A 23,290-nucleotide genomic window follows, 5' to 3' on the forward strand; every position below is an offset into this window, starting at 1 on the left:
TCTGGCACCGTCGATGGTCCGTGAGAGCGGCATGATGCCGGACCATTCGTCTGACGAAGCGGCCTCTGCGTTTGTCCGGTTATCCGCTGATCAGATCGGACGACTGCGCAGGTGCAGCGTGAAGTGAGCAACCGCTGCGAACGGCAGATAGGTTCGCTGAGTGTAAGTTCATACGCCGCGCAGCAAACGGCCGTTTGAGGTAGGATTTGGCACGTAGTCCGACAATCCGCTTCTATGGCTGATAAGACGGGTTATCGGATACGACCGGGAGCAGCTGCGAAAAGAGTTCGTAGCAGAACCGCCCGGACATTCTCCCTCCACGGACCAAACACCGGCGTGGCTCATCTGCCCGGCGCTTTGTCATGCCCTCGACCGCCGAACTCGGAGAGTGCGTCGCAGGAATACCGGGCACATTCCAGCTTCAGCGTCGTGTGCACGGGGTCGAAGCGGTTAGAGACCGCTGCCTTATAGACCCCGATACAGCTCCGCTGCCCATCTGCACGACCGTCGGGCCTAAGCTCACTCCGATTGCGGCAAAGACCCGGCAGTCGCGCAGATGGGGATCGACATGATGGTGATGGCCTATGAAGGTTCCTTCTTCTGATCTGCCTATCACAGCCGCAGCACCGCGCGGTGATACGGAAATCCTCTTCGTAGGATGAAGGTAACGCGACTTAGAACGAGATATTGGAGCTATTCCCCGAATCCGACTTCTGCCGCACGCAACCTGAGCGCGTTTCCCACTACCGAGACCGAGGACAGACTCATTGCAGCGGCGGCGATGATCGGGGAGAGCATCATTCCGGTGAAGGGGTAGAGCACGCCTGCCGCGACCGGCACGCCGAGGCCATTGTAGAGGAAGGCGAGGAGCAGGTTCTGTCGAATGTTGCGGATTGTTGCGCGGCTCAGGCGGCGGGCGGTCACCAGCGCCGTCAGATCGCCGCGCACCAGCGTGATACCGGCGCTCTCGACCGCGACGTCTGCGCCGGTGCCCATGGCGATGCCGACATCCGCCGCCGCCAATGCGGGCGCATCGTTTACCCCGTCGCCGGCCATCGCCACGACGCGCCCCTCCGATTGCAGCCGACGGATCGCGGCCTGCTTGTCGGCGGGCAGCACCTCGGCGATCACCTCATCTATGTCGAGATCGGAGGCCACGGCGCGGGCCGTCACCTCGTTGTCGCCGGTCAGCATGACGATGCGCAGGCCCTCGTCATGCAGCGCCGCGATGGCCCTGGGCGTCGTCTCCTTGATCCGGTCGGCTACGGCGACGAGCCCGGCGGCGTGCCCGTCCACGGCAACGAGGATCGCTGTCTGCCCCTTGCGCCGCGCGGCATCCGCTCGCTCGGACAGGGCGGCGGTGTCGGCGCCCGTCTCCTGCATCATCGCGACGTTGCCGATGGCCACGTGGCGGCCCGCGACGCGGCCCGAGATGCCCTTGCCGGTGGTGCTGTCGAAGCTCTCGACCTCCGGCAGGGTGATGCCGCGCGCGGAGGCGCCCTCGACGATGGCGCGGGCCAGCGGGTGTTCGGACTGCGCCTCGAGCGCGGCGACGAGGCCCAGAAGCTCATCCTCGGCCAGACCTTCGGCCACCACCTCGACCAGCGCCGGGCGCCCTTCGGTCAGCGTGCCCGTCTTGTCCACCACCAGCGTGTCTACGGCGGCGAAGCGTTCGAGCGCCGCGGCGTTCTTGATCAGCACACCGTGGGCAGCACCCTTGCCGACGCCGACCATGATCGACATCGGCGTCGCGAGGCCGAGCGCGCAGGGGCAGGCGATGATCAGCACCGAGACCGCCGAGACCAGCGCGAAGGCCATGGCCGGGTCAGGGCCGAACAGGCTCCAGACCACGAAGGCGAGGATCGCCACGCCGACCACCGCCGGAACGAAGTAGCCGGATACCTTGTCGGCGAGCTTCTGGATCGGCGCCTGGCTGCGCTGCGCCTCGGCCACCATGGCGACAATGCGGTTGAGCATGGTCTCGGCGCCGACCTTCTCGGCACGCATCACGAAACTGCCGGTCTGGTTCAGTGACCCACCGGTGACCGGATCGCGATCGGCCTTCTCAACCGGGATCGGCTCGCCGGTGATCATGCTCTCGTCGATCGTGGAGCGGCCCTCAACTACCACGCCATCCACTGGCACGCTCTCGCCCGGGCGCACTCGTAGCCGGTCGCCGGAGCGGACCATGTCGAGCGGCACGTCACGCTCGCCTTGGTCGTCCACGAGCCGCGCCGTCTTGGGCGCGAGGTCCAGAAGCGCGCGGATCGCGCCGCCGGTGCGCTCGCGGGCGCGTAGCTCCAGAAGCTGGCCCAGCAGGACCAGCGTCACGATCACCGCCGCCGCTTCGAAGTAAACGCCGACCTCGCCCTCGTGGCCGCGAAACTGCGGCGGGAAGAGCTGCGGCGCGACGGTGGCCACGACCGAGTAGACATAGGCCATGCCGACCCCGAGCGCGATCAGCGTGAACATGTTGAGATTGCGGCTCCTGACCGAGGCCCAGCCGCGCTCGAAGAACGGCAGCGCCGCCCACAGCACTACCGGCGTGGCGAGGATTAGCTCGAGCCAGTCGAGGAAAGGTGCCGATATGATGGCGAAGGCTTGGGGCGCGAAATGTCGTCCCATGGCAATCGCAGCAAGTGGGATCGTCAGGGCCGCGCCCAGCACGAACCGGCGGCGGAAGTCGATGTATTCCTCGCTCGGCCCCTCGGTCATGGGGATGCCCTTGGGCTCCAGCGCCATGCCGCAGATCGGGCAGGTGCCGGGACCGACCTGCTCGATTTCGGGATGCATCGGGCAGGTGTAGATCTCGTCCTCGCGTTCGGGCGGCGCGGCCTTCAGCGCCGGGTCGAGGAATATCTCGGGCCTTGTGTCGAACTTCTCGCGGCACTTGGCCGAGCAGAAGTAGAAGGTTTCCCCCTCATGCTCGGAGACGTGCTTCGCGGTCTCGACGTCGACTGACATGCCGCAGACCGGGTCGGTCGCGGTGCGATCGCCGGGCAGGTCGTGCTCCGTATGGTCGTCATGTCTCATCATGCATCTCCATGATTCTGAAATCTTGCGCGGGTCATCCGATCTGGCCCAGAAAAGGCACGGTCTCGAGCAACCAGTAGGAAAAGACGGTCAGCTGGCCGGTCATCATCGCGAGCCCCATCAGCACCATGACCGCTCCGGCAATCCTGTGCAGCCTGCGCCCCATGCCGCGGACCTGCGCAGCCTCGTGCCGGCCTGCTGGATGAAGGCGGCGACAAGCACGAAGGGCACGCCAAGCCCGGCCGAGTAGACCGCCAGAAGCGCCACGCCTTCCCCCATGGTGGCCTGCATGGCGCTCGCCGTAAGGATCGCGCCGAGGATCGGCCCGATGCAGGGGGTCCAGCCGAAGCCGAAGGCAAGGCCGAGGACATAGGACGCCATGGGCTGCCCGCCGGGAATGTCGAGATCGAAGCGCAGGTCGCGCTCCAGCGCACGGATACGGGCCGCACCCAGCATGAACAGACCGAACAGCGCGACGATTGCCCCACCGAGGATGTTCAGCTCAAAGCGCCAGCGCAGCAGAGCCTGCCCGAGCGCGGTGGCGGAGGCGCCAAGCGCGATGAAGATCGTCGAGAACCCCAGCACGAAGCAGACGCTCAGCCAGATCATGGCGGCTCGGCTTGGCGCCTTGCCCGGTCCCGTGCGCCCGGCAATGTAGGAAACATAGCCGGGCACCAGCGGCAGGACGCAAGGCGAGAGGAAGGACACCGTGCCGGCCAGAAGGGCCGCAAGAAGGCCGAGAGTCTGGATGTCAGGCATGGCTCATCTCCACCACGCGCGCGGGGACGTGGCGCCGAGATAGGCCGCCGTGGGCACGACGAGCCATTGCAGGAACGGCGTCAGGCCCGCGTCGATGACCGGGATCACCGGCATGATGTCGCGATAGGCCCACGCCTCCCGCACGACGATATTCAGCCACTCGCTGAAGATGGTGTAGCCCACCCCCATCGCTACGGCGGCCAGAAGCACCGGCATCGACCGCTGTCGTGGCCACTCTGACCGTCCAAACAGGAACAGCGCCACGAGCAGGGTGCTGAAGGCGATCATCAGATCGCCGCCCGTGCAGAGCACGATGGCGAAAATGATCTCGCCGGCGCTGCCCTCGGTCCAGATCGTGTAGAGCGGGATGTGGGCCACCTCCCAGAGCAGATGGCCGATGAGAGAAAACAGGAAATAGCGCCGCAGAACCCCCAGCCAGTCCGGGGTTGCCGCGATGCGCGCCGACGTCGCCACCGTCATTCGAACCACCCCAATACCTTGTCGAGGAAGCCTGCGGGCTCCGGATGCGGATGCGCGTTGGTCAGCCCGTTGATATGCATGAGGAGATTGAGCGGCTCGAAATCAGTCCCATGAAAGATGCCGACATGGCGGCCCTGCCGGTCAAAGATATGGAGCATCGGAGCGTCGCTCGAGCGCTCGGAGACCGCAGCGAGCCGCGCCTCGAGATCCTCGAGGCTGCCCTGCGACCGCACAATCGACCAGTTCTCGGCATCGAGCGTGTCGATGTCCGCCGCATCCTCGGCCACGGTCACGAAGCCGACCATATCGCGCATGGGGCTCGCATTAAGCGAGGTAACGGTCTTCTCCAGCTGCCGGTGTTGGGCGTCACAGGCCTCGGTGCAGGAGGCCGGGCGGAGATTGACCACGAGAATGCGCCCGGCGAAGTCTTCCAGGTCGAGTGTTTCCCCGTCCATGGTGACGAGGTCGAGATCGGGGCCGGGGCGGGAGACCGCCTCGAAGCCCGGTTCCTCTTCCGCCGTAACCTCGTTCAGCCGCTCCCCGGGGTGATCGGCCAAGGCTGGCGAGCCAAGCATGGTAGCCATCATGAAGATGAGGATTGCATGTCGCATCAGCTGCGCCCCTCCTGGTCCAGACGCATCTCGATTTCCTCGGCGAGATCTTCAGGCGGCTGATCCCCCTCGAGGAAAACGGCCTCGAACCGGCCATCGGGGCGCATCAGGTAGATGTGCCCGGCATGAGCCATGGTGTATCCGTCCGGTGCCTGCGCGTCCGCCATGTGCTCGTGATAGACCTTGAAGCTCTGCGCGGCCGCCGCGGCTTGGGTCGGGCTTCCCGTCAGCCCCACCAGTCGTGGGTGAAAGTTCGCGACGTAATCCGCCATGACCTCCGGCGTGTCCCGTTCGGGGTCGACGGTGATGAAGAGCGGCGCGACCCGGTCCGCGTCCTCGCCCAGCAGGTCGAGGGTGGTGGCCATGTAGGCCAGCGTCGTCGGGCAGACATCGGGGCAGTTGGTGAAGCCGAAGAACACGAGCTGCCAGCGGTCGGCATAATCCGCCTCGGTGACCGGGTGTCCCGTGTGGTCGACAAGCTCGAAGTCGGACCGGATGTCCGCCTCGCCGCTGTAGACGACTGTGGGCGCGGCCTGATCTCGCAGGACCAGCAGCCCGGCAGTTGTAACGGTGAGGACGGCGGCTCCGCTCCAAAGGAGGACGCGCAGCCGCTTGTGAAATCTATCGGGAGAGGAAGGGGGCATCTGTCTGTCTTTCTGTTTGGCGCGCCCGGGCCGAAACCCGGGCGCGCCTTCGGTCAGCCCTGACCGGCCTGATCGTGATGGTCCTGCATGTGGGTGTTCATCGTCTCCATCATCTCCATACAGGCCTGCATGTGCTTCATCATCATCGGCATCATGCCTTCCATGCCTTCCATGCCTTCCATGCCTTCCATGCCCTGCATTCCGGCCATATCGCCGCCCATGTGGCCGCCTTCCTTCGTTGTTTCCTGCGGCTCTGCCGGGGTGGTGTCCTGGGCGTAGGCCATCGGCGCGAAAGCGATCAGGGAGAGAGCGATGGCGCCGCCGAGCTTGGTGCTGGTCTTCATCTCTTGTCCTTTCGGAGTGGGGTTCAGTCAGTCGAAACGTCCGGCTTGCTTGCCGGATCGGTGTTGTTGGCGCAGGCGGACGAGCCCCCGCGCATGCAGAGCCCCAGCGCACACATCGCGGCGCAGGGGGCCAAGCTCAGGATCAAGGGGGCTGCGCCGATGGCGGTGAGCCAGCCCCAGTTCAGGGCCATGCCGGTGCCGATGATGGCCAGCGCCACCAGCATCCATCCACGCCTGCCCAGGCCGGAAAACCGGCGTGCGGGGAATGCCTCGATCGCGTTCGTCGATCGCTCGCTCATTTTCTGTTCTCCGTTTGAAGCCGGCCCACGACCGGCAGGATCTCTTCTTCCAGCGCGCGGCGGTCGAACGGACCGACATGCTTGTAGGCAACGCGACCGCGTGCATCGATGACGAAGGTTTCCGGAAGCCCGTAGACCCCCCAGTCGAGCGAGGCGCGCCCGGAGCGGTCGGCTCCGATGCGGGTGTAGGGATCGCCCGTCTCGTCGAGAAAACGAAGCGCCGCATCCGGCGCATCCTTGTAGTTGATGCCGTGGATCGGGACCGTATCCCGCGCGGCCAGCTCGACCAGAAGCGGCATCTCGACCCGGCAAGGCACGCACCAGGAGGCCCAGACGTTGACGATCGACACCTCGCCTTGCAGGTCCGCCGTGGACAGGCCCTCTTCGCGGCCTTCGATGGGAGGCAGGTCGAACTTGGGGACCGCCCTGCCGGTCAGGGCCGAGGGCAGCCGGTCGTCGGAGTTCATCAGGCCCCAGTAGAACGCCGCCGCGAGTGTTGCGAACAGCGCTGCCGGAAGGAGCACTAATACCCGACCACGGGGCCGCTTGCGCGGTTCCTGTTCCGCCGCGCTCATGGCTTGCCCTCGGCACCGGCGGAGACCTCGGCCTGGAAGGCGCGTTCGCGCTCGGACCAGCTGGTCTTGAGATAGGCCAGCACGGCCCTGATCTCGTCGTCGCTCAGCAGCCCCTCGAAGGCGGGCATGTCGCTTTCGTAGCCCGGCACCACCGCGCCGACGCCATGCTTGGTGATCGTGAACAGGTCCCGGTCGGCATGGTGCCAGGTATGGCCGCTGTCGTCGTGCGGCGGCGCGGGCATGCGCCCGTCCTCCGTCCGGCGGCGCCAGTCCGGCTGACCCTCGAGCTTTGCGCCATGACAGGCGGCGCAGCTCTCGGCATAAATCTTGCCCCCTTGGTCGACCATGTCGGACGTGACCGGCTCTCCGAGGATGGAGAGCCCTGCGACTTCCTGCGAGGTCGCGGCCGTGTCTTGCCCGTCTTCCTCCATCAGCCCCTGCGCCACCGCCGCGATCGCGGCGGCGCCGAGCAGAGCCGAGGCCACGCCGATGACCAGCCCGCGTTTCATCGCGGGCTCCTGAGGAATTTGACCAGTGCCATCAGGCTCAGCACGATCAGGGTCAGCACCAGCAGGAGAATGAGCCCGCCTCCGGCCATCATGGCGCCCATCATCGGCCCGCTCATCATCGACATCATGCCCTCCATGCATTCACTCATCCGAGAACACGGTGATGTCGTCGCCTGCGAAGGCGTAGGTCTTGAGCGTGCCGCTCTTGCCGGCCATGCCCGGGGCGTTCATCGGCATGCCGGGCAGGGTGATGCCGGTGATTTCGGGACGCTCCGTGGTCAGGCGTTCCACGATCTCGGCCGGGACCAGCCCGCTGACATAGTAGCCGTCCACTTGCGCCAGGTGGCAGCCAAGGCCCTGCTCGGGCACACCCACCTCGATCGAGCGCTTGTCGAAGTCGCGGTCGTCGATCCGCGTCACGTGGTAGCCGTTCTCCTCCATGTAATCGGCATAGGCATCGCAGCAGCCGCAGTTCGGATCGCGCCAGATCGTCATCTGTCGCGCGGCAGGGACCGTGGCTTCGGTGGCTTCGCTCGGCGTGTCGGCCACGACGTCGGTTTCGGCGGTGGTGAAGGTCGCGATGCCGATGGCGGAAGCGGCGACCAGGGCGAGGGCGGAGCCCGTAAGAAGTTTGCGGTTCATGTCAGCTGTCCTTGGATTGATCGAAGGAGGTCCAGGTGGTTCCGCCGTCGCGTGAGACGCGCAGCCCGGTGGCATCGGTAGTCAGCACGTGCAGCGGGTCGACGGGATCGACGGCCAGAGCGGTGACGGGGTCAGGGGTGGCCTGCGCCCAGTTCACGCCGGCATCCGTCGACAGCCACAGCCCGGAGGGCAGGGCGGCGAGAAGGCGCTCGGGTGTATCGGGTGTTAGGGCGAGGATCGTGACCGGCTCGCCCACGGGCAGCGTTTCGGCATTGGCAGGCGCGTCGCCCGCGACCAATGCATCCATCGCGTCACCCGCGACGACGTCCTGCCAGCGGCAGAAACAGTCCGGCACCCGCGTCAGTCCGGCCTGCGTGCCCGCATAGAGCCAGATGCCGCCCATACCGGTTTCGTTGGCGACCGAGACAAGGCTGAGCACGTCATGTTCCGCGCCGTCGAGATAGGGGCGGTCCATGACGAACGCCCACGTCGCGCCGTCATCCTCGCTGCGCCACAGCCCGTCGCCTTTGATGGAGGCATACAGGGTGCCGGGTGCATGCGCAGCCATGGTGAGGGACAGGATCGGCGCACCGGGTAGTCCGGCATCCGCCGCGGTCCAGCTTGCGCCACCGTCATCGCTGCGGCGCAGGCTGCCGTCCTGCCATCCGGCGTAGATCACGCCCGGGCGGGACGGGTGGGTCGAAAGGCTGTTGGGCGGCCCCACGTCGCCGAGCTTCGTCCAGCTTTTGCCGTCGTGCCGCAGCAGCCCGTCGGGCGTGGCGGCAAGGATGGTGGAGCCATCGAAGGCCAGGGCATTAGCGGAGTCGAGTGCCAGCGACGGGCCTGATCGGGCAAAGCCGGGGGCAAGGATCGTCGCGCCCAGCACGGCCAGGCCGGAGGACAGGACGCGACGACGCGAGAGCGCGCGTGCGGTAAAGGCAGTCATGGAAGGTATCCTGAGAAGGGATCGGTCGGTTGAGGGCCTGCCAGTCCAGATCGGACAGGCATGGCATCACCGGGCCGTCACCTATGCGGTGCGGCCGGTCAGCTCAGGATGGTGGTTCGTGGGGGGGCGGGATCGAAACCCGGTCGACGGGTTCGCAGCGCCGTATCGTCCGAACGTGTCATGCTGCGGGCGGCAACGGTCTGCGGCAGGATCTCGGATGACCCTTCGGTCGACAACAGGGGCGCGGTGCAGTCGAGATCGCAGACCAGTTGCTCACTCGCATTCTGATCACAAGCAGGGCAGAGATCGTCCTGCGCGTCGGCAACCGCCGAGGCCGCCATGTCGAACGACATCCGGGCGCCGGCCGTGTCATGCATCATTACCCCGCCCAGAAGAGCAAGCGAGAGGCAGAGCGAGACAAGGCGAAGCCAGAGGCGCATGGCACAGATCTATGAACGGACGGGGCGCCTGTCTACCGTGCTCGGGGGAAAATCACTCACGAGTCCGTCGACCCGCGGTCCGTCGCCGACGCCGAGGCAACCACGGAACGTCGCCTTGGCCGTAATGGTTTGTCCCGGCACTCAGCCAGAGGAGCAAGACATGCAAGTTCAGGACATCATGACGAGCAACCCCACCTGCTGTGGGGGGAACACCACCATCCAGGACGCGGCGAAGCTGATGGCCGAGCAGTCCATCGGGGCCTTGCCCGTCGTCAACGATACTGGCGAACCGATCGGGGTCGTCACGGATCGGGACATCTGCTGCGGGGCCGTCGCCGAAGGCAAATCCGGTGAGACCGCCGTTTCGGACGTCATGTCCACGGACGTGCTCACCACGACGGCAAACGAGGAGGTCTCGTCCTGCTGCAACAAGATGGAGAAGCGCCAGGTGCGCCGTGCCGTCGTGATCGACAGTGAGGGTAAGTGCTGCGGGGTGGTAGCGCAGGCCGATGTGGCACGCGAAGCAGAAGGGGCAGAGACGGCGGATCTCGTCCAGAAAGTTTCCGAGCCCGAGAGCCGTTCCGGTTGCTGCTGATGAAAAAGGGCGGAGCCTCTCGATGGGGCTTCGTCCTTTTTTCACCTGCCGAACGCTTGAACCTATCGCCTATCCCGGAAGTTGGTGGGCCAGTGGTTTTTACAAGTATTGGTAAGGCTTAGGCACGAGGAAAAAGACATGATGGACGGCGGCATGATGGTCGGCATGGGAATCTGGTGGCTGGTGATCCTCGTTCTGGTGATCCTCGCGATTCTGGCGCTGGTGAAATATCTACGCAAATAGTGCGTCCATCTCTGGCTCCACTTTCCACATTCGGTGCGGTGCGACGATGAAAGCTTTACCCGCCTGAGCCGAAGGGCTGCACCCAGACGACAAGCAGGACAAGGTAGAGCACGTAGACCATCGGCAGGGTAAGGACCTGCCAGAGCCGGAAGCCCTTGCGCCCGCACCAGATGAAGGCGGCATAGAGGGCGGGCATCAGAGCCACGAAACTTAGCGTGACCCAGAACAGCTGGAAATCATTGATCGTCATCCCGACAATCGTCAGCGGTATGAAGGCCAGGGTCATGGTCACGGCATGATCGCCGATGACACTGGTGACGCCCGACGTGATCTGTCCGCTGCGGGCGACATACCAAGTCGCGAAGATCTCCGGCAGTGCCGCCACTGGAGCGGTGATGAAAAGGCCGCCGATGATCTTCGACAGCCCGAACGCGCCAACGATCTTCTCGGTCGAGAAGACGGTGAAGTAGGCGCCAATGGCCAAGGACGCGACACCGGCCGCCGCCAGCCGCTTTTCCTTTGAACTCCACTCGACCTCTTCGCCATCGCTCCGCCCGCGCAACAGGGCCTGCGTGACATAGGCGAGATAGCCCAGCAACAGGAGCCAGCCGTCGAGGGGCTGGAGGCCACGCCAGGGCGCAGGCAGCGTCAGCAGGGCGAAGAGCGCGATGATCCCCCAATAGGGTAGGGCCTGCACCGTGACGGCCCGGCGATCGATCTCCAGAAAATGCGCCTGCCGCTGTTTTGTGTGGTCGTCATGGCCTTCGATGCGCTTCTTGCGAGTGGCGGCGTAGGCCGTCAGCACCATCAGGGGAATGGCGAGCACGTTCGACCCCAGAAGCGCGCCCAGACCGATATCGCCGACACCACGCAGGGCACTCGTGGTGTTGATGCCGATCTCCGGAGAGGCTGCGGCGAGGCCGACGAAAACACCGCCAGCGGCCACCGAGAAACCCCATTGCTGACGTAGCTTCTTCAAAGGCTCCGCCAGATGCTCCGCGCCCCAATGAGCGGCCCAGACGGCGGCCAATAGCACCGGCATCCAGATCAGAAGACCGCCACTCATACCACGTTCTGCGCTTTTCGGGAGGCAATACCCTCGGCCTCACAGGCAGTTCCGTCGGCTCGGAACATCTCTTGGTCGGGATGTCCTGTTGCAACGTTCTCCTTGTCCGGCCGGAAGAACAACAGCCGTAGCGCGTTCAGTGTCACGAGCACTGTCGCGCCCGTATCGGCGAGAATGGCAATCCACAGGCCGGTGATTCCGAGGATCGTGGTCAGGAGAAAGACCATCTTCAGCCCGAGAGCGATGACGATGTTCTGACGGATGTTCGACATGGTCGCGCGCGCGAGCCGGATCGTGCCCGGGACGTCTGTCACCCGGTCGCGCAGGATCGCGGCATCGGCGGTCTCAAGCGCCACGTCGGTGCCCGAGCCCATGGCTACGCCTACATGCGCGGCCGCAAGCGCTGGCGCGTCGTTGATACCGTCGCCAACCATCATCACCCGTGCGTCGGAGGTCAGGTCGCGTATGGCGGCGACCTTGTCTTCGGGCATGAGGCCGGCCTGATGCCCGATGCCGAGCTGGCCCGCGATGGCCTGCGCGGTGCGGGGATTGTCACCCGTGAGCATGACCGGCTCGATTCCGAGCCTCTGGAGTTCGGCGACCGCCCAAGAGGCATCGGGCCGCGGCTCGTCGCGCAAGGCAATGATTCCCAGCGGCATCGTATCGTCGAGCACAAGCACCACTGTCTTGCCCTCAGCCTCGAGGGCCGAGACCCGGGCGCGCACTGCGTCGGTCATCGCGCTTCGTTCTTCGGCCAGCCGGGGCGAGCCGACCGAGATCGCCCTGCCATCGATCACGGCCTCTGCGCCCTTACCGGGAAGCGCCTTGGCGGCGCTGGTCATGGCAGCGTCGATGCCGCGCTCCTCGGTCATGGCGCAGATCGCCCGGCCAAGCGGGTGGCTGGCCCCGCTTTCGACGCCGGCCGCGCGCGCCAGCAACTCCGCTTCGCTTCCAGACAGGGCAATCACATCCGTCACGCGGGGCCGTCCTTGCGTGAGCGTGCCGGTCTTGTCGAAGGCGACATGCGTCGTGCGCGCCACTGCCTCGATCACGGCGCCACCCTTCATCAACAGGCCTTGGCGGGCCCCGGTCGACAGGGCCGAGGATATCGAGGCCGGCACCGAGATGACCAGCGCGCAGGGGCAGCCGATGAGCAGCAGGGCAAGGGCACGATAGACCCAGTCCTGCCACGCCGCGCCGAAGGCGAGGGGTGGCACCAGGGCGACCAGAATTGCCGCGCCCACCACGGCGGGCATGTAAACCCTGCTGAAGCGGTCGATGAAACGCTCGGTCGGGGCCCGCGCGCTTTCGGCTTCCTCGACGAGACGCACGATGCGCGCGATGGTGTTGTCCTGGGCCGCCTTCGTCACCCGCACGCGTAAGGCCGCCTCGGTGTTGATCGATCCGGCAAAAACCGCTGTGCCCGGCTCCTTGAGACGCGGCACGCTTTCGCCGGTCACGGGGCTTTCGTCGACCCCCGAGGTCCCTTCGATCACCTCGCCGTCGCAGGGGACGCGGTCTCCCGGGCGGACCAGCACGGTCTGGCCCACCCGGAGCGCCTGTGCCGGCACCTCCCGCATGCGCCCCCCGGTCTCAAGCAGTGCCACTTTCGGCACGAGCCGCGATAGCGCGCGAATGCCTTCCCGCGCCTTGTTGGCGGAGAGACCTTCGAGCATCTCGCCCACCGCGAAGAGAAACACGACAAGCGCGGCCTCTTCCGCTTCGCCGATCACGAGGGCTCCCGTGGCGGCGATCGTCATGAGCATCTCGATGGTAAAGGGCATGCCCGTCCGAAGCATGGCGACGGCCCGCCGCGTGATCGGTGCGAGGCCGATGAGCGTTGCGAGGATGAAGGCCCATTTGGAAACGTGGGTCGGCATGATCAGGTGCGAGGCCGCGGCGACAGCCAGCAGCCCGCCGGTGCCGATCACCAGCCGTCCCTTCGACGTCTGATACCAGGATGTGCCGCCGGGTCCCGCGGTCTCGTCGCGAACGTCGTCCTCCTGCACCATGTCAGGAAAAGCTTTATTCGGAAGGACGAAGCCGCCTTCGGGCCTCTCGGGCGCCGCACCCTTGGGCGCGATCCCGAAGCCGACGGCTCGCACCGCCGTCTCGACTTGTGCCGGAAGGGTCTCTCCCTCGTCGAGGGTCAATCGCAGTCGCTCGGCCATCAGGGCGATATCGACATCAGACACGCCCGGAAGGCGCCCAACGGCTCCGCGCACCTTTGCGGCGCAGGAGCCGCAATCCATGCCCGTCACCCGCCACTCGTAGTGTCGCAAATCGTCGTCCGCCATGGCGTTCTCCCCGCCGTGATTCCCAGTTTGCGTCCGATATACGACCTACAGCGGCTGTAGCTTCAAGCCTCTCGGCCCGTTTTGGTCAGCCAAGCCAGACATCGAGGAAAAGCATGAGGACGAGCCCGATCGACAAGCCGAATGTCGCCTTGTTCTGATGCCCTCGGCGGTGGGTCTCGGGGATGATCTCGTGGCTGATGACATAGATCATTGCGCCCGCCGCGAATGCCAGACCCCAGGGAAGGAGCGGCTGGGCCAGCGAGACCACGCCCGCGCCGAGGGCACCACCGATCGGTTCCACGAGGCCGGTCAGCGCGGCGATGGTCCAGGCCCGGCCCTTGTCATACCCTTCGCCGAGAAGAGAGACCGCCACGGCAAGCCCTTCGGGGGCGTTTTGGAGACCGATGCCCAAGGCGAGCGGCAGTCCTCCCGAGAGGCCATCAGCCCCGAAGCCCACGCCGACTGCGAGGCCTTCCGGGATATTGTGGATCGTGATCGCGAAGATGAAGAGCCAGACCCGCCTGAGGGATGCGGCTTCGGGCCCCTCCCGTCCGCTGCTGAAATGTTCATGCGGCAAACGCTCGTTCATCCATGCCACGGCGCCGATTCCCAACAGGATTGCCGCGCAGACGATAGCCGCCGGTGCCGCGTCGTTCTCGAAGCGGGTCCGGCCGCATCAAGCGCCGGGATGATCAGCGAGAAGAACGATGCCGCGAGCATGACGCCTGCGGCGAAGCCGAGTGCGAGGTCGCGCGTGGCGCGCGACGGGATCTGGCCAAGCAGCACTGGGCTTGCACCGACCGCAGTCATGGCGCCGGCCAGAAGGCTGCCCACGACGCCGAGGGCGAGCGGGGACATCTCCTCCATCATCGAGTTCCTTGTTCGAGCGGGAATGGAGACAGTCAGAGGCTACCGGTCGCGACGTGTTCAGGCTGTTGCAGCAAGCGGGCTTCGAGCCGGGACCGCGCGTTCAGGAGGCGGGTCAGCGCCTCGCCAGCATCGTCGGCCCCATCGGTCGCTTGAGCCAGGCGCTCGTCCGACAACGGATCTGTGGGGCGGCCGTTCACACGCACTTCGTAATGCAGGTTCGGACCGGTTGCCGTGCCGGTGGCACCTACGAGGCCGATGGTATCGCCTGCGGCGACGCGCTGCCCCCGCGCCAACCCGTTCGGCACCTCGCTGAGATGGGCGTAGCGGGTCAGGGTGTCCGAGCCATGCGCGATCTCGACGACCCGGCCATAGCCGCCGCGCCAGCCTACATAGGCGATGCGTCCGGGGGCCGTGGCATTCACGGGTGTCCCCCGAGCGGCGGCAAAGTCGACGCCGGTGTGCATGCGCACATTGCCATAGACCGGATGGGTGCGCTTTCCGAAGACGGAGGAAAGTCGCGCGCCTTGCACGGGCGGGGCGAAAACCCGCAGCACCTCTCCATCAAGATAAATGGTGGCACGGCCGCTTTCATCGTCGGGCCAGACCACCTCAAAGAGAGCGTCTCCGACATCCAGTGATGCGAAGGCCAGCCGAGGTTCGCCGATGACAGCGTCCTCCACCCTCGACTCTCGCCAAAGCAGGCGCAGGGTCTCGCCGCCACTGAGCTCACGGCGGAAATCCACCGTGCCGCCAAGTATCTGCGCGAGATCGACGGCAAAACGGGCCGGAATGCCCGCCTCCCCAAGCGCCGAGGAAATCGAGGTCACGACTTCGGCTTGCCCGGCCACGATCTCGACCTTGGGCTCCGGTGAGACGACACGGGTGGCCAATCGATCCCCGAAGGTTGCCTCGATACGGGTGCCGTCATCGACCTCCAGCGTGACCCGCTGCGGGGCGCCAAGATCGGTCGTCATGACGGAAACGACGTGACCGGGGCGGAGCTTGCGCAGGTCGTATTCGACGCCCATCGCAAGGGCGACCTCTGCGCGGTCCGCTGCCTCGAGACCAGCGTCCATCAGGACCGCGTCCAGCGTCTCGCCCGCAGCAATCTCACGCGACCATACAGCACGTGACGGCGCCACCTCTGGCGGGGCAGTTTCGGCCACCAATACCTCGGGGAGAGCCAACGGCATGGCGACGGGTGCAACATCGTGCTCCGCAGAGACTTCGACCGGGTTGTCCTGAGCCATCGGCGGTGACGCGATGGGGGCAGGCGCCCAGTCACCGATCACAGTCAGGGCCGGCGGCACCGCCTCCGTCGAAACCAGGGTCGGTATACGAGGATACCCGTCGAAACACCGAGTGCCGCAGCCCCCGCGGCCCAATAGCGCAACCTCATGCCGGACCCTTGCTGACGTAGCTCGAAACCACGGGAATGTCGGTCGCGTTGAGCTGCCCCAGCAGGGAAAAGCGAGCGTAAACGACAGAAGGGTCCGTTGTCTCGGACAGGTCGTCATGTTCCATATGGTTGGTCATGTGCTGTCTTGTTCCTGCGAAGGGCCAATGCGGGGTGCTATCGGCCCGTGGCGGACCGATTCCGGAAGTGTCAGCGCACTGCTAAAACCTCGACCTACTGGAGGTTCAACCCCTATTCGCGTGAACTTTGCAAAGCATTTTGTGATCCTGCGGCACCAGCTTGCCAAACCGCCGCCCCAAACCTACGAAGAGTATAGGTTTGGAGTGCGACGATGCTGACGATCGGTTATCTGGCGAAGAAGACGGGCACAAAAGTGCAGACGATCCGCTATTACGAGCAAGTCGGCCTGATGCCCGAACCGGGGCGGACCGATGGCGGCCAGCGCCGCTATGGCGATGCCGAACTCGACCGCCTGTCCTTCATACGTCACGCCCGGCAGCTTGGCTTCTCGCTCGATGCGATCCGCGAGCTGCTCGACCTCAGCGATCATCCTGCTCGCTCCTGCGAGGAGGCGGATGCCATCGCCCGGCGCCAACTCAAGCAGGTCGAGCAGCGCGTGGCCCGGCTCGAGGTGCTGCGGTTGGAGCTGGAACGCATGATCGAGGAATGCAGCGGCGGGCGAGCGGCCGATTGCCGCGTGCTCGAAGTTCTGCGCGATCACTCGGAGTGCCTGACGGACCACGAGGGCATTGGCGCTTGAGTGCCGGCATCGCCTATCCGCTGGCCGCCATCGCCGAGATCGCGGGATGCTTTGCCGTCTGGGCTTGGTGGCGGCTTGGCGCTTCGCCACTTTGGCTCTTGCCCGGCATAGTCTCATTGGCGCTATTCGGTTGGTTGCTCGCACAGGTCGAGACGTCCACGGCGGGGCGGGCCTTCGCGGCATATGGCGGCATTTACATCGCCGCATCGGTGCTCTGGATGTGGATGGCCGAGGGGCACCGTCCCGATCGGTGGGATCTCCTCGGGACGATGGTGAGCCTGACAGGGGCAATGATCATTCTCGCGGCGCCACGCGGCACGTGAGCGAAAAAGCCTTGAAGCTACAGTCACTGTAGGAGCTACCTCTCCTCCCAACGATTCGTGGAGAGAGTTCGTGCAAACTGTCACCTGCTTGACGGCAACCACCCCGATGTTGGATTTCGAAGTGCCTGCCATCGCCGCCCTGATCGAGGAGCGGGGTTGGGCAAGTTTGCCGCAAACCGATCGGATCGGCGCCATCTACGATTTCGTGCGCGACGACATTCTCTTCGGCTACAATCGAGCAGATGACGTTTCGGCCAGCGACGTGCTGCGGGACGGCTTTGGCCAGTGTAATACCAAGGCCACCTTGTTGATGGCACTCCTACGCGGTGTGGGAGTGCCATGCAGGCTGCACGGATTCACGATTCACAAGACGCTTCAGCGTGGCGTGGTGCCGGAGGCGGTCTATCCATGGGCTCCCGCAGAAATCCTTCATTCCTGGGTGGAAGTCGAACTGGATGGCGATTGGCTGAACCTCGAAGGGTTCATTCTCGACAGTCCATATCTTCAGGCGATCCGAGCCGCTTTCCCGGATCAGGATAATCTGTGCGGCTATGGTGTCGGCACGGATCGCCTTGGCGCGCCGCAAGTCCGGTGGACCGGTAAGGATACCTACATCCAGAAAACCGGTATTGCCCGCGATCTTGGAACCTTCGCTTCACCCGACGATTTTTTCGAGAACCGCAAACAGGCGATCGGCCGTTTCAAAGAGATGCTGTATCGCCATGCGATCCGCTATTGGATGAACGCGCGGGTCCGCAAAATCCGGAATGGCGATGTTCCCCCGGTGCCTGGCCTTGGTGCCAAGAGGAAAGTTTTACGGAAGGAGCATGGACATGCCGCATGATCACAGTCACGCGCATCTCGACCCCGAATCCGGGGATCGGCGTGTTTCCATAGCCATATGGGCCAATGCCCTGCTGACCGTGGCGCAGATCGTGGGTGGCATATTCGCCGGCAGCCTCGCGCTGATCGCGGATGCGCTGCACAACTTCTCGGACATGGCCTCGCTCGTCATCGCTTTCGCCGCCCGAAAGATCGCGCGCCGGCCTGCGGATTCAACGATGACCTTCGGCTATGGGCGGATCGAGATCGTGGCCGCCCTCATCAACTACACAACTCTCATTCTCGTCGGTTTCTACCTGATCTACGAAGGCGGCATGCGGATGATCGATCCGCCCGAGGTGCGCGGCTGGACGGTCGTCATCCTCGGCGGGATCGCATTGATCATCGATGCGCTGACAGCGGGTCTCACCTACTCGATGCAGAAGGGCAGCGTGAACATCCGGGCACTGTTCCTGCACAATCTTTCGGATGCGCTCGCTTCTGTCGCGGTCATCATCGGCGGCACGCTGATCCTCCTTTACGACCTGCGCTGGGTCGATCCTGCCATCACCATCGGCATCGCGTTGTATATTCTCTATCTGGCGCTGACCGAGATCGGCGGCCCGATCCGGACCCTGATGCTCGGCAGTCCGCCCGATCTCGACAGCGACGCCGTCGTTCAAACGATGCGAGACGCTGATGGTGTTCTGGATGTCCATCATGTGCATCTTTGGCAGATGCAGGAGCATGAGGTTGCGCTTGATTGTCACGTGGTGCTGAACGATCAGGGCTGGGCACGTATCGAGATCGTGAAAGCTGACATTAAGAACCGTCTGAAGGATGGTTTTGGCATTTCCCATTCGAGTCTGGAGTTCGAACACGAGGAGCATGCCCACCAGAATGCCGAGCTATATGGGCACGGATCAGTGAAGTCGGCCAGTCATGGAAACGGATCATCCGGTTGATGGTGGTCGACCGGATATTTCGGCATTCAGAGGCACGCTTTCCCGATCTGCCTTGCCGCCTTCCCGCAATGCAAAGCAGTCCCAATGGCCGCAATATTAGCGCGTGACATTCATAGCCGTCGCCATCACCGTCGCGTTGCCATAGTCAGGCATAGATGTCGATGGGCGTCCCGTTCCGCACCATGGCATAGATTTCTTCGATCTGACGGTCCGACACCGAGATGCAGCCTGCCGTCCAGTCGCGGACATTCATGGGGTCGACGCCGGGTCTCGGGCCGCCATGGATGAAGATGTCTTTCCCGGGAGACCGACCAAGCGCCGCCGCAAAAGCAATGTCGGCCTGATTTGGATAGGAAATCCCAATGGAGAGATGGAAGAGACTTTTCGGATTCCTCCGATCTATCAGATACGAGCCCTCCGGCGTCCGCCCATCCCCTTCGAACTGCTTAGGGCCTTCGGGTGCGAAACCCAGACCGATGGGGTAGGTCTTCAAGACACCATCCGCGCCGTCAAGCAGCAGTAGCCGCTGCTCCTTGTAAATCCGCAACCGGGTTACAGGGGGTCCGTCATATGACCGAAACTTCCCGGCACAGCCAGACAGGAAAGCGGCCAGCCGCTCAATAATATGGCACGTCGCGCGGATCTGGTGGCTGCCATCGTTCGTGGCCTATCCTGTGAGGTCTGTTCGACTTCTGGCACTACCTTGGCAAATGTGATGGCTCAAGGCCTGTGGGTTGTACGTCCGGGTTGAGCCACGCCGTCGATCTTCGCCGCGCAGGACACGAAGGTCGGCTGATGCAGGCATAATAGCGGTATACCGGATCGACCATCCGGCTGGTGCTGGTAAAATAATGTAAAGGACAACACGATGCAGCGAAGAAGATTTCTTGCCACGGCAGCTGGTTTCAGCGTGGCGGCTGGGGTGCCGAGCTAGGAGTGGCCCACGAGTTGCCCGAGAAATTCATGCCGCGTGAGGTCGAGATCGCGCCGGGCATCGCCCCAGGGGAGATCCACGTCATGCCGGACGAGTTCGCGCTCTACTGGACGCAGCCGGAAGGCCGAGCAATACGCTACAGCGTCGGAGTCGGACGCGACGATCTCTACCATGCCGGCAGTTACATCGTGCGGGTGAAGCGGGAGTGGCCGAGTTGGAAGCCGACCCCAGCCATGATCCGGCGAGAGCCCGAGAAATACGAGCAATACGAGGAGGAAGGGATGCCCGGCGGCCTCGACAATCCGCTCGGCGCGCGAGCGCTCTATCTCTTCATCAATGGCCGTGACACTTACCTGCGTATCCATGGCACCAACCAGCCCTCGACGATCGGACAGGCGGTTTCAAACGGCTGCGCGCGTCTGGTGAACGATCACATCATCGAGCTCTACGAGAAAGTGCCTGTGGGAACGAAGGTCTATCTCTATCCGAAGGCAGGAAATCCCTACAATCCAGACCGGAATGGGATGGACCCTCATAGCTGAGCGGGTTTTGCCGTAGACAGCGCCAAGCACCGGCGCGTTGCCCTTAGCCACCTGCGGCCTCGCAGGCCGCTCTTGATAGGTGCGCTCGCGCTTGGGTCATGCGGACTTCAGGCAGTCGAGAATCGCTTCGGCCTCGGCCTTGTCCAGCATGCCTGCGAAGCCCGACATGCTACTCTTGTAGCCGATGCCGACCATGCCGATGGTGTCGGCAAGATGATCTCGCGCACCACCCGATCCGGATGGTGCCAGTCATTGGCGCGTGGTTCTATGCGCGAGCGAACCGAATAGCATCGAGTCAGAACTGTCGTTCGCTGCGGCAAGCTTAAAGGTCCGTTCCGGTGGAAAATGCCGACAGACATAGTGGACGGTTTGACAGTGATTTCAAACCAGATGGCCATCTTCCTCCATTGGGGGGGTATGCATCCCATAAGGCAGACCCTCCCAAAAACGGCCGTTTTTGGCCAATGGGTTCTGTCAGGGGGTTTGTGTCCGGTGTGCGGACATTTGAGCCGGGTGCAGCGAATGACGGCTCTCCGCCCTCTTATGTTTGGCCTCCGTCCCCTGAAGCGCTGGGTCGCTGAGGCTGGTCGATACTGATGCTTACGGTTGAGCACACCTCAAGTCCGGACATACCCCGAAGCCGTGCCGGCGGTGGGGCATCACTTTGCGAGAATGCTGGGTGGCCAGACTGGCAAAGGGGCTTTCTGTCTCTTCAGCCCTCTGGCTGGTTCCTCGGGCGAGAGTTGTAAAGAGATAGATAGCTGCCGCTGCGTTATTGGCGTCGTTCTCCAAGTCGGGGCTGGCAAGCACGCCGGGCGATGACTTCAAACTTATCCGTACCTCATTCCTCGACGGTCTTCAGAATGACCTCTGCGGCCTCCGTCGGGCGGTCCCATTGTGGGAAGTGGCCGCATCGCTCGAACCAATGTAGCTGGGCGGTAGGGAAGACTGCTTGAGCACGTTCCGCTTGCCTGGGCAGCAGGAGGCGGTCTTTACGACCCCATCCAATTGTCACGCGGCCCGGAGGTGTGGCCGTCCCCTCCTGCAACGGACCGTTCGCCAACTCGCGCAGCATCGCGTCGAATACTTCGGTCCCGGCTATGGCCGTCAGCTCTTTCTGGACCAACTGGGGATCGAGGGTGCCGGGTCTCGCCGACAGTTGCATCAGAAGCGCTGTCCGCGCGGCCCTGTTCTGCGACAATGCCGAAATGCGCGTGCGCAAGCGGCGTACCAGCCGAACCGAGGCGGACAGTGTGTAGCGGAACCAAGCCGTTTCCCAGCCCCGCCAGAAACCGCCCGGATCATAGGCAACCGTGTGGCCGCCGACGCCCCGCCGCGACAATTCCAAAACCAAGCGTGCGCCGACGGAACTGCCGACCGTGTCAACTCCTGTAAGCCCATTCAGGTCGATGAACTGCTCGAGCGCGTCCGCATAGGCCGCTATTGTCTGGCGCCCCAAAAGCGCCGGAGATTTTCCGTGCCCCGGCAGATCGATCAGCACGATCTCGCGCGCATGGGATAGCATCGGGACGATGCTGTCCCATGACCGGACACTTCCCCCGAGCCCGTGAACCATAAGCAAGGGTCGTCCCGCACCATGACGTTCGCAATTCAACTCCATGCTGCAACAACGGCCAGAACTTCCTTTAGTTTCACTGTCAGCTGTCAGGACATTGCATCGGCGTCGCATTCCGTCGGACGACTCCGTGTAGCTCCCTCGAATCTGCGACGGCTTTGTGGGCACCGCTCGCTCTTGTGACAGGTGCGGCGAACGACCGCTTCCCGCTTGTCTTCGACGGATGCTGCGATTGTCACCGATGTCGCGGAAGGGCTCGGAGCGGACCTCCTCGACACCGCAGGATGTGACAAAACTCAACCATTTCTGTCACCGGCGATAACGGCCGTTTGTGGAGGAGTGGCATTGCTTGGAGGTCGGCAGGAGCAGGACCCTCCAGTAACCCCATTCAGAACTATGGAAGTTGTTGAAGGTTTCTGGAGACAGGGCGCTCAAAGGCCTCTGGACTTCTACAGCCCCGCGGCCCTCGTCAAGTTCACCCGGAACCGGTCCCGACGGCGCTGGTAGCGCCGGGTCATCTCGGCCGAGGCGTGACCGAGCTGCTTCTGCACGTGGCGCTCGTCGACCTCCGCGGACGACGCCAGCCCGGCACGTAGCGAATGCCCGCCGAAGAGGGTTCGGCGCTCGGCCTCCGGCAGATCCGCCCGCAGCCCGGCGCCCATTGCCGTGCGCTGCACCAGCCGCGCCACGTGGCGGTCGTTCAGGCGGCGCTCCAGCGCGCGTTGACCATCGCGGCTGATACCGGTGAAGATCGGGCCGAAATCGATCTTCGCGAAACGCAGCCAGCGCTCCAATGCATGGACCGGGCAAGTGGCGTCGCTGGATCCCCGCGCGATCTCGACCGCGCGCCAGCCGGTCTTGCCGCGCAGCGTGACGAGGGCGCCGGCCTCGAGGATCTCGACCCAGCCGGTCCCGTCGAGGGTGTCGTTCTTGTTATGGTCGAGCCCGACCAGCTCGGAGCGTCGCAGCGCGCCCGCGAAGCCCACCAGCAGCATCGCCCGATCGCGCAGCCCGCGCAGGTCATGGCCGAGGGTCGCCAGCATCGCCCGCAGGTCGTCGGGCCCGATCGCTTCCTTCTGCACCGGTGGCCGCGCATGGCGGCGACGGATGCCAGCGAGAACGGCGGCGATGTGCCGGTCGCGGCGGTTGAGCCGCATACCGCGCTGCGCGTAGCCCCAGGACAGTCCCGCCAGCCGCCGTTCGATCGAGGCCACCGACAGCGCCCGGGCCGGGCCCGACGGCGCCGCGAGATCGGTGATGTAGAGCCCGACCAGCTCGGGCGCGGGGGGCAGGGGGTCGGCGCCCTTCAATCGGCACCAGCGCGCGAAAGCCGACCAGTCACGCGCGTAGGCCCTACGGGTGTTCTCGGCCAGCGCATGGTCGGCGTAGCCACGGGCGGTGTCGACGAGGCGGTCGAGCCGGCCGGAGCCCACGACATGATCAGGCAGGGCGATTTGGGCGGGGTTTCCGGGCGTGTTCGGCATGGCGACGGGCATAGCACACTCATGTCCGATAAGTGAAAATTATCGGACATAACATAGGACCACACAGTGCGGCGCTTGTAGCGCCATGGAATGGACAAAAGCGCCGCGACCTGG

Annotated in this window: 25 protein-coding genes and 2 pseudogenes; 6 read left to right on the forward strand and 21 right to left on the reverse strand. The window is 64.5% G+C overall.

Annotated elements, in window-relative coordinates; genetic code table 11:
* Positions 1-693: 693 nt before the first annotated feature.
* From MBELCI_RS09120 to MBELCI_RS09175, 13 genes and pseudogenes are all read right to left on the reverse strand, one after another.
* Positions 694-3,036, reverse strand: coding sequence for a heavy metal translocating P-type ATPase (locus MBELCI_RS09120; protein WP_021693902.1), 2,343 nt, complete (start codon positions 3,034-3,036; stop codon positions 694-696).
* 31 nt (positions 3,037-3,067) lie between these two features.
* Positions 3,068-3,792: pseudogene (locus MBELCI_RS09125) on the reverse strand (cytochrome c biogenesis CcdA family protein).
* 3 nt (positions 3,793-3,795) lie between these two features.
* Complete coding sequence (locus tag MBELCI_RS09130; RefSeq protein ID WP_021693904.1) at positions 3,796-4,272, reverse strand: hypothetical protein; 477 nt, start codon at positions 4,270-4,272, stop codon at positions 3,796-3,798.
* Positions 4,269-4,829, reverse strand: a complete 561-nt coding sequence (locus MBELCI_RS09135; protein WP_235047602.1) for a redoxin family protein — start codon at positions 4,827-4,829, stop codon at positions 4,269-4,271. Before MBELCI_RS09135 ends, MBELCI_RS09130 begins: the two co-directional genes overlap by 4 nt.
* A 53-nt stretch (positions 4,830-4,882) precedes the next feature.
* Positions 4,883-5,527, reverse strand: coding sequence for an SCO family protein (locus MBELCI_RS09140; RefSeq protein ID WP_021693906.1), 645 nt, complete (start codon positions 5,525-5,527; stop codon positions 4,883-4,885).
* Positions 5,528-5,580: 53 nt separating this feature from the next.
* Positions 5,581-5,871: a hypothetical protein gene (locus tag MBELCI_RS09145; protein ID WP_021693907.1), complete on the reverse strand. Its 291-nt coding sequence runs from the start codon at positions 5,869-5,871 to the stop codon at positions 5,581-5,583.
* Between the two features lie 23 nt (positions 5,872-5,894).
* Complete coding sequence (locus MBELCI_RS09150) at positions 5,895-6,170, reverse strand: hypothetical protein (protein WP_021693908.1); 276 nt, start codon at positions 6,168-6,170, stop codon at positions 5,895-5,897.
* Positions 6,167-6,745 carry a DsbE family thiol:disulfide interchange protein gene (locus MBELCI_RS09155; protein WP_200861260.1) on the reverse strand — a complete coding sequence of 193 codons (579 nt, stop codon included), beginning with the start codon at positions 6,743-6,745 and terminating at the stop codon, positions 6,167-6,169. Before MBELCI_RS09155 ends, MBELCI_RS09150 begins: the two co-directional genes overlap by 4 nt.
* On the reverse strand, positions 6,742-7,254 hold the full coding sequence (locus tag MBELCI_RS09160; protein WP_021693910.1) for a c-type cytochrome: 513 nt from the start codon (positions 7,252-7,254) through the stop codon (positions 6,742-6,744). Before MBELCI_RS09160 ends, MBELCI_RS09155 begins: the two co-directional genes overlap by 4 nt.
* Positions 7,251-7,379: a hypothetical protein gene (locus MBELCI_RS22275; RefSeq protein WP_268744182.1), complete on the reverse strand. Its 129-nt coding sequence runs from the start codon at positions 7,377-7,379 to the stop codon at positions 7,251-7,253. Before MBELCI_RS22275 ends, MBELCI_RS09160 begins: the two co-directional genes overlap by 4 nt.
* Positions 7,380-7,395: 16 nt before the next feature.
* Positions 7,396-7,896: a DUF411 domain-containing protein gene (locus MBELCI_RS09165; RefSeq protein ID WP_021693912.1), complete on the reverse strand. Its 501-nt coding sequence runs from the start codon at positions 7,894-7,896 to the stop codon at positions 7,396-7,398.
* A 1-nt stretch (position 7,897) separates the two neighbouring features.
* Entirely contained in the window at positions 7,898-8,842 is a 945-nt protein-coding gene (locus MBELCI_RS09170; RefSeq protein WP_021693913.1) for a beta propeller repeat protein, read from the reverse strand.
* A gap of 98 nt (positions 8,843-8,940) precedes the next feature.
* Positions 8,941-9,219, reverse strand: coding sequence for a hypothetical protein (locus MBELCI_RS09175; RefSeq protein WP_235047603.1), 279 nt, complete (start codon positions 9,217-9,219; stop codon positions 8,941-8,943).
* A 223-nt stretch (positions 9,220-9,442) separates the two neighbouring features.
* On the opposite strand from MBELCI_RS09175, the gene MBELCI_RS09180 reads away from it, so the two are divergent.
* Positions 9,443-9,877, forward strand: coding sequence for a CBS domain-containing protein (locus tag MBELCI_RS09180; RefSeq protein ID WP_021693915.1), 435 nt, complete (start codon positions 9,443-9,445; stop codon positions 9,875-9,877).
* Between the two features lie 298 nt (positions 9,878-10,175).
* On the opposite strand, the gene MBELCI_RS09185 is transcribed toward MBELCI_RS09180, so the two are convergent.
* The 5 genes and pseudogenes from MBELCI_RS09185 to MBELCI_RS21015 form a co-directional block, all read right to left on the reverse strand.
* Positions 10,176-11,186, reverse strand: coding sequence for a sodium:calcium antiporter (locus MBELCI_RS09185; RefSeq protein ID WP_021693917.1), 1,011 nt, complete (start codon positions 11,184-11,186; stop codon positions 10,176-10,178).
* A complete protein-coding gene (locus MBELCI_RS09190) occupies positions 11,183-13,483 on the reverse strand; it encodes a heavy metal translocating P-type ATPase (RefSeq protein WP_021693918.1) in 2,301 nt (766 codons plus the stop codon). Before MBELCI_RS09190 ends, MBELCI_RS09185 begins: the two co-directional genes overlap by 4 nt.
* Before the next feature lie 85 nt (positions 13,484-13,568).
* A pseudogene (locus MBELCI_RS09195) lies at positions 13,569-14,350 on the reverse strand (ZIP family metal transporter).
* 35 nt (positions 14,351-14,385) lie between these two features.
* Entirely contained in the window at positions 14,386-15,603 is a 1,218-nt protein-coding gene (locus tag MBELCI_RS09200; RefSeq protein ID WP_052512708.1) for a M23 family metallopeptidase, read from the reverse strand.
* A 145-nt stretch (positions 15,604-15,748) separates the two neighbouring features.
* Entirely contained in the window at positions 15,749-15,889 is a 141-nt protein-coding gene (locus tag MBELCI_RS21015) for a hypothetical protein (RefSeq protein ID WP_158497376.1), read from the reverse strand.
* A 212-nt stretch (positions 15,890-16,101) separates the two neighbouring features.
* Here MBELCI_RS21015 and MBELCI_RS09205 point away from each other — a divergent pair, with 212 nt between their 5' ends.
* The 4 genes from MBELCI_RS09205 to MBELCI_RS09220 all read left to right on the forward strand — a co-directional run bounded on the left by MBELCI_RS09205 (position 16,102) and on the right by MBELCI_RS09220 (position 18,640).
* Positions 16,102-16,530 carry a MerR family transcriptional regulator gene (locus MBELCI_RS09205; protein ID WP_021693922.1) on the forward strand — a complete coding sequence of 143 codons (429 nt, stop codon included), beginning with the start codon at positions 16,102-16,104 and terminating at the stop codon, positions 16,528-16,530.
* The gene (locus tag MBELCI_RS09210; protein ID WP_021693923.1) at positions 16,527-16,853 is read left to right on the forward strand and encodes a YnfA family protein; all 327 of its coding nucleotides are present in this window, start codon (positions 16,527-16,529) and stop codon (positions 16,851-16,853) included. The genes MBELCI_RS09205 and MBELCI_RS09210 overlap by 4 nt, the downstream gene beginning before the upstream one ends.
* 106 nt (positions 16,854-16,959) lie before the next feature.
* Positions 16,960-17,697: a transglutaminase-like domain-containing protein gene (locus tag MBELCI_RS09215; RefSeq protein WP_021693924.1), complete on the forward strand. Its 738-nt coding sequence runs from the start codon at positions 16,960-16,962 to the stop codon at positions 17,695-17,697.
* Positions 17,687-18,640, forward strand: coding sequence for a cation diffusion facilitator family transporter (locus MBELCI_RS09220; protein WP_021693925.1), 954 nt, complete (start codon positions 17,687-17,689; stop codon positions 18,638-18,640). Before MBELCI_RS09215 ends, MBELCI_RS09220 begins: the two co-directional genes overlap by 11 nt.
* A gap of 145 nt (positions 18,641-18,785) precedes the next feature.
* Here MBELCI_RS09220 and MBELCI_RS09225 read toward each other — a convergent pair whose 3' ends face one another.
* Positions 18,786-19,262 carry a L,D-transpeptidase family protein gene (locus MBELCI_RS09225; RefSeq protein WP_110546428.1) on the reverse strand — a complete coding sequence of 159 codons (477 nt, stop codon included), beginning with the start codon at positions 19,260-19,262 and terminating at the stop codon, positions 18,786-18,788.
* Positions 19,263-19,588: 326 nt separating this feature from the next.
* On the opposite strand from MBELCI_RS09225, the gene MBELCI_RS09230 reads away from it, so the two are divergent.
* The gene (locus MBELCI_RS09230; RefSeq protein ID WP_369385417.1) at positions 19,589-20,116 is read left to right on the forward strand and encodes a L,D-transpeptidase; all 528 of its coding nucleotides are present in this window, start codon (positions 19,589-19,591) and stop codon (positions 20,114-20,116) included.
* An 841-nt stretch (positions 20,117-20,957) separates the two neighbouring features.
* On the opposite strand, the gene MBELCI_RS09235 is transcribed toward MBELCI_RS09230, so the two are convergent.
* Entirely contained in the window at positions 20,958-21,806 is an 849-nt protein-coding gene (locus tag MBELCI_RS09235; protein ID WP_369385419.1) for an alpha/beta fold hydrolase, read from the reverse strand.
* Positions 21,807-22,141: 335 nt separating this feature from the next.
* A complete protein-coding gene (locus tag MBELCI_RS09240; protein ID WP_021693928.1) occupies positions 22,142-23,188 on the reverse strand; it encodes a tyrosine-type recombinase/integrase in 1,047 nt (348 codons plus the stop codon).
* Between the last annotated feature and the right edge of the window lie 102 nt (positions 23,189-23,290).

Source organism: Limimaricola cinnabarinus LL-001 (assembly GCF_000466965.1).
GTDB classification, from domain to species: Bacteria; Pseudomonadota; Alphaproteobacteria; order Rhodobacterales; family Rhodobacteraceae; genus Limimaricola; species Limimaricola cinnabarinus.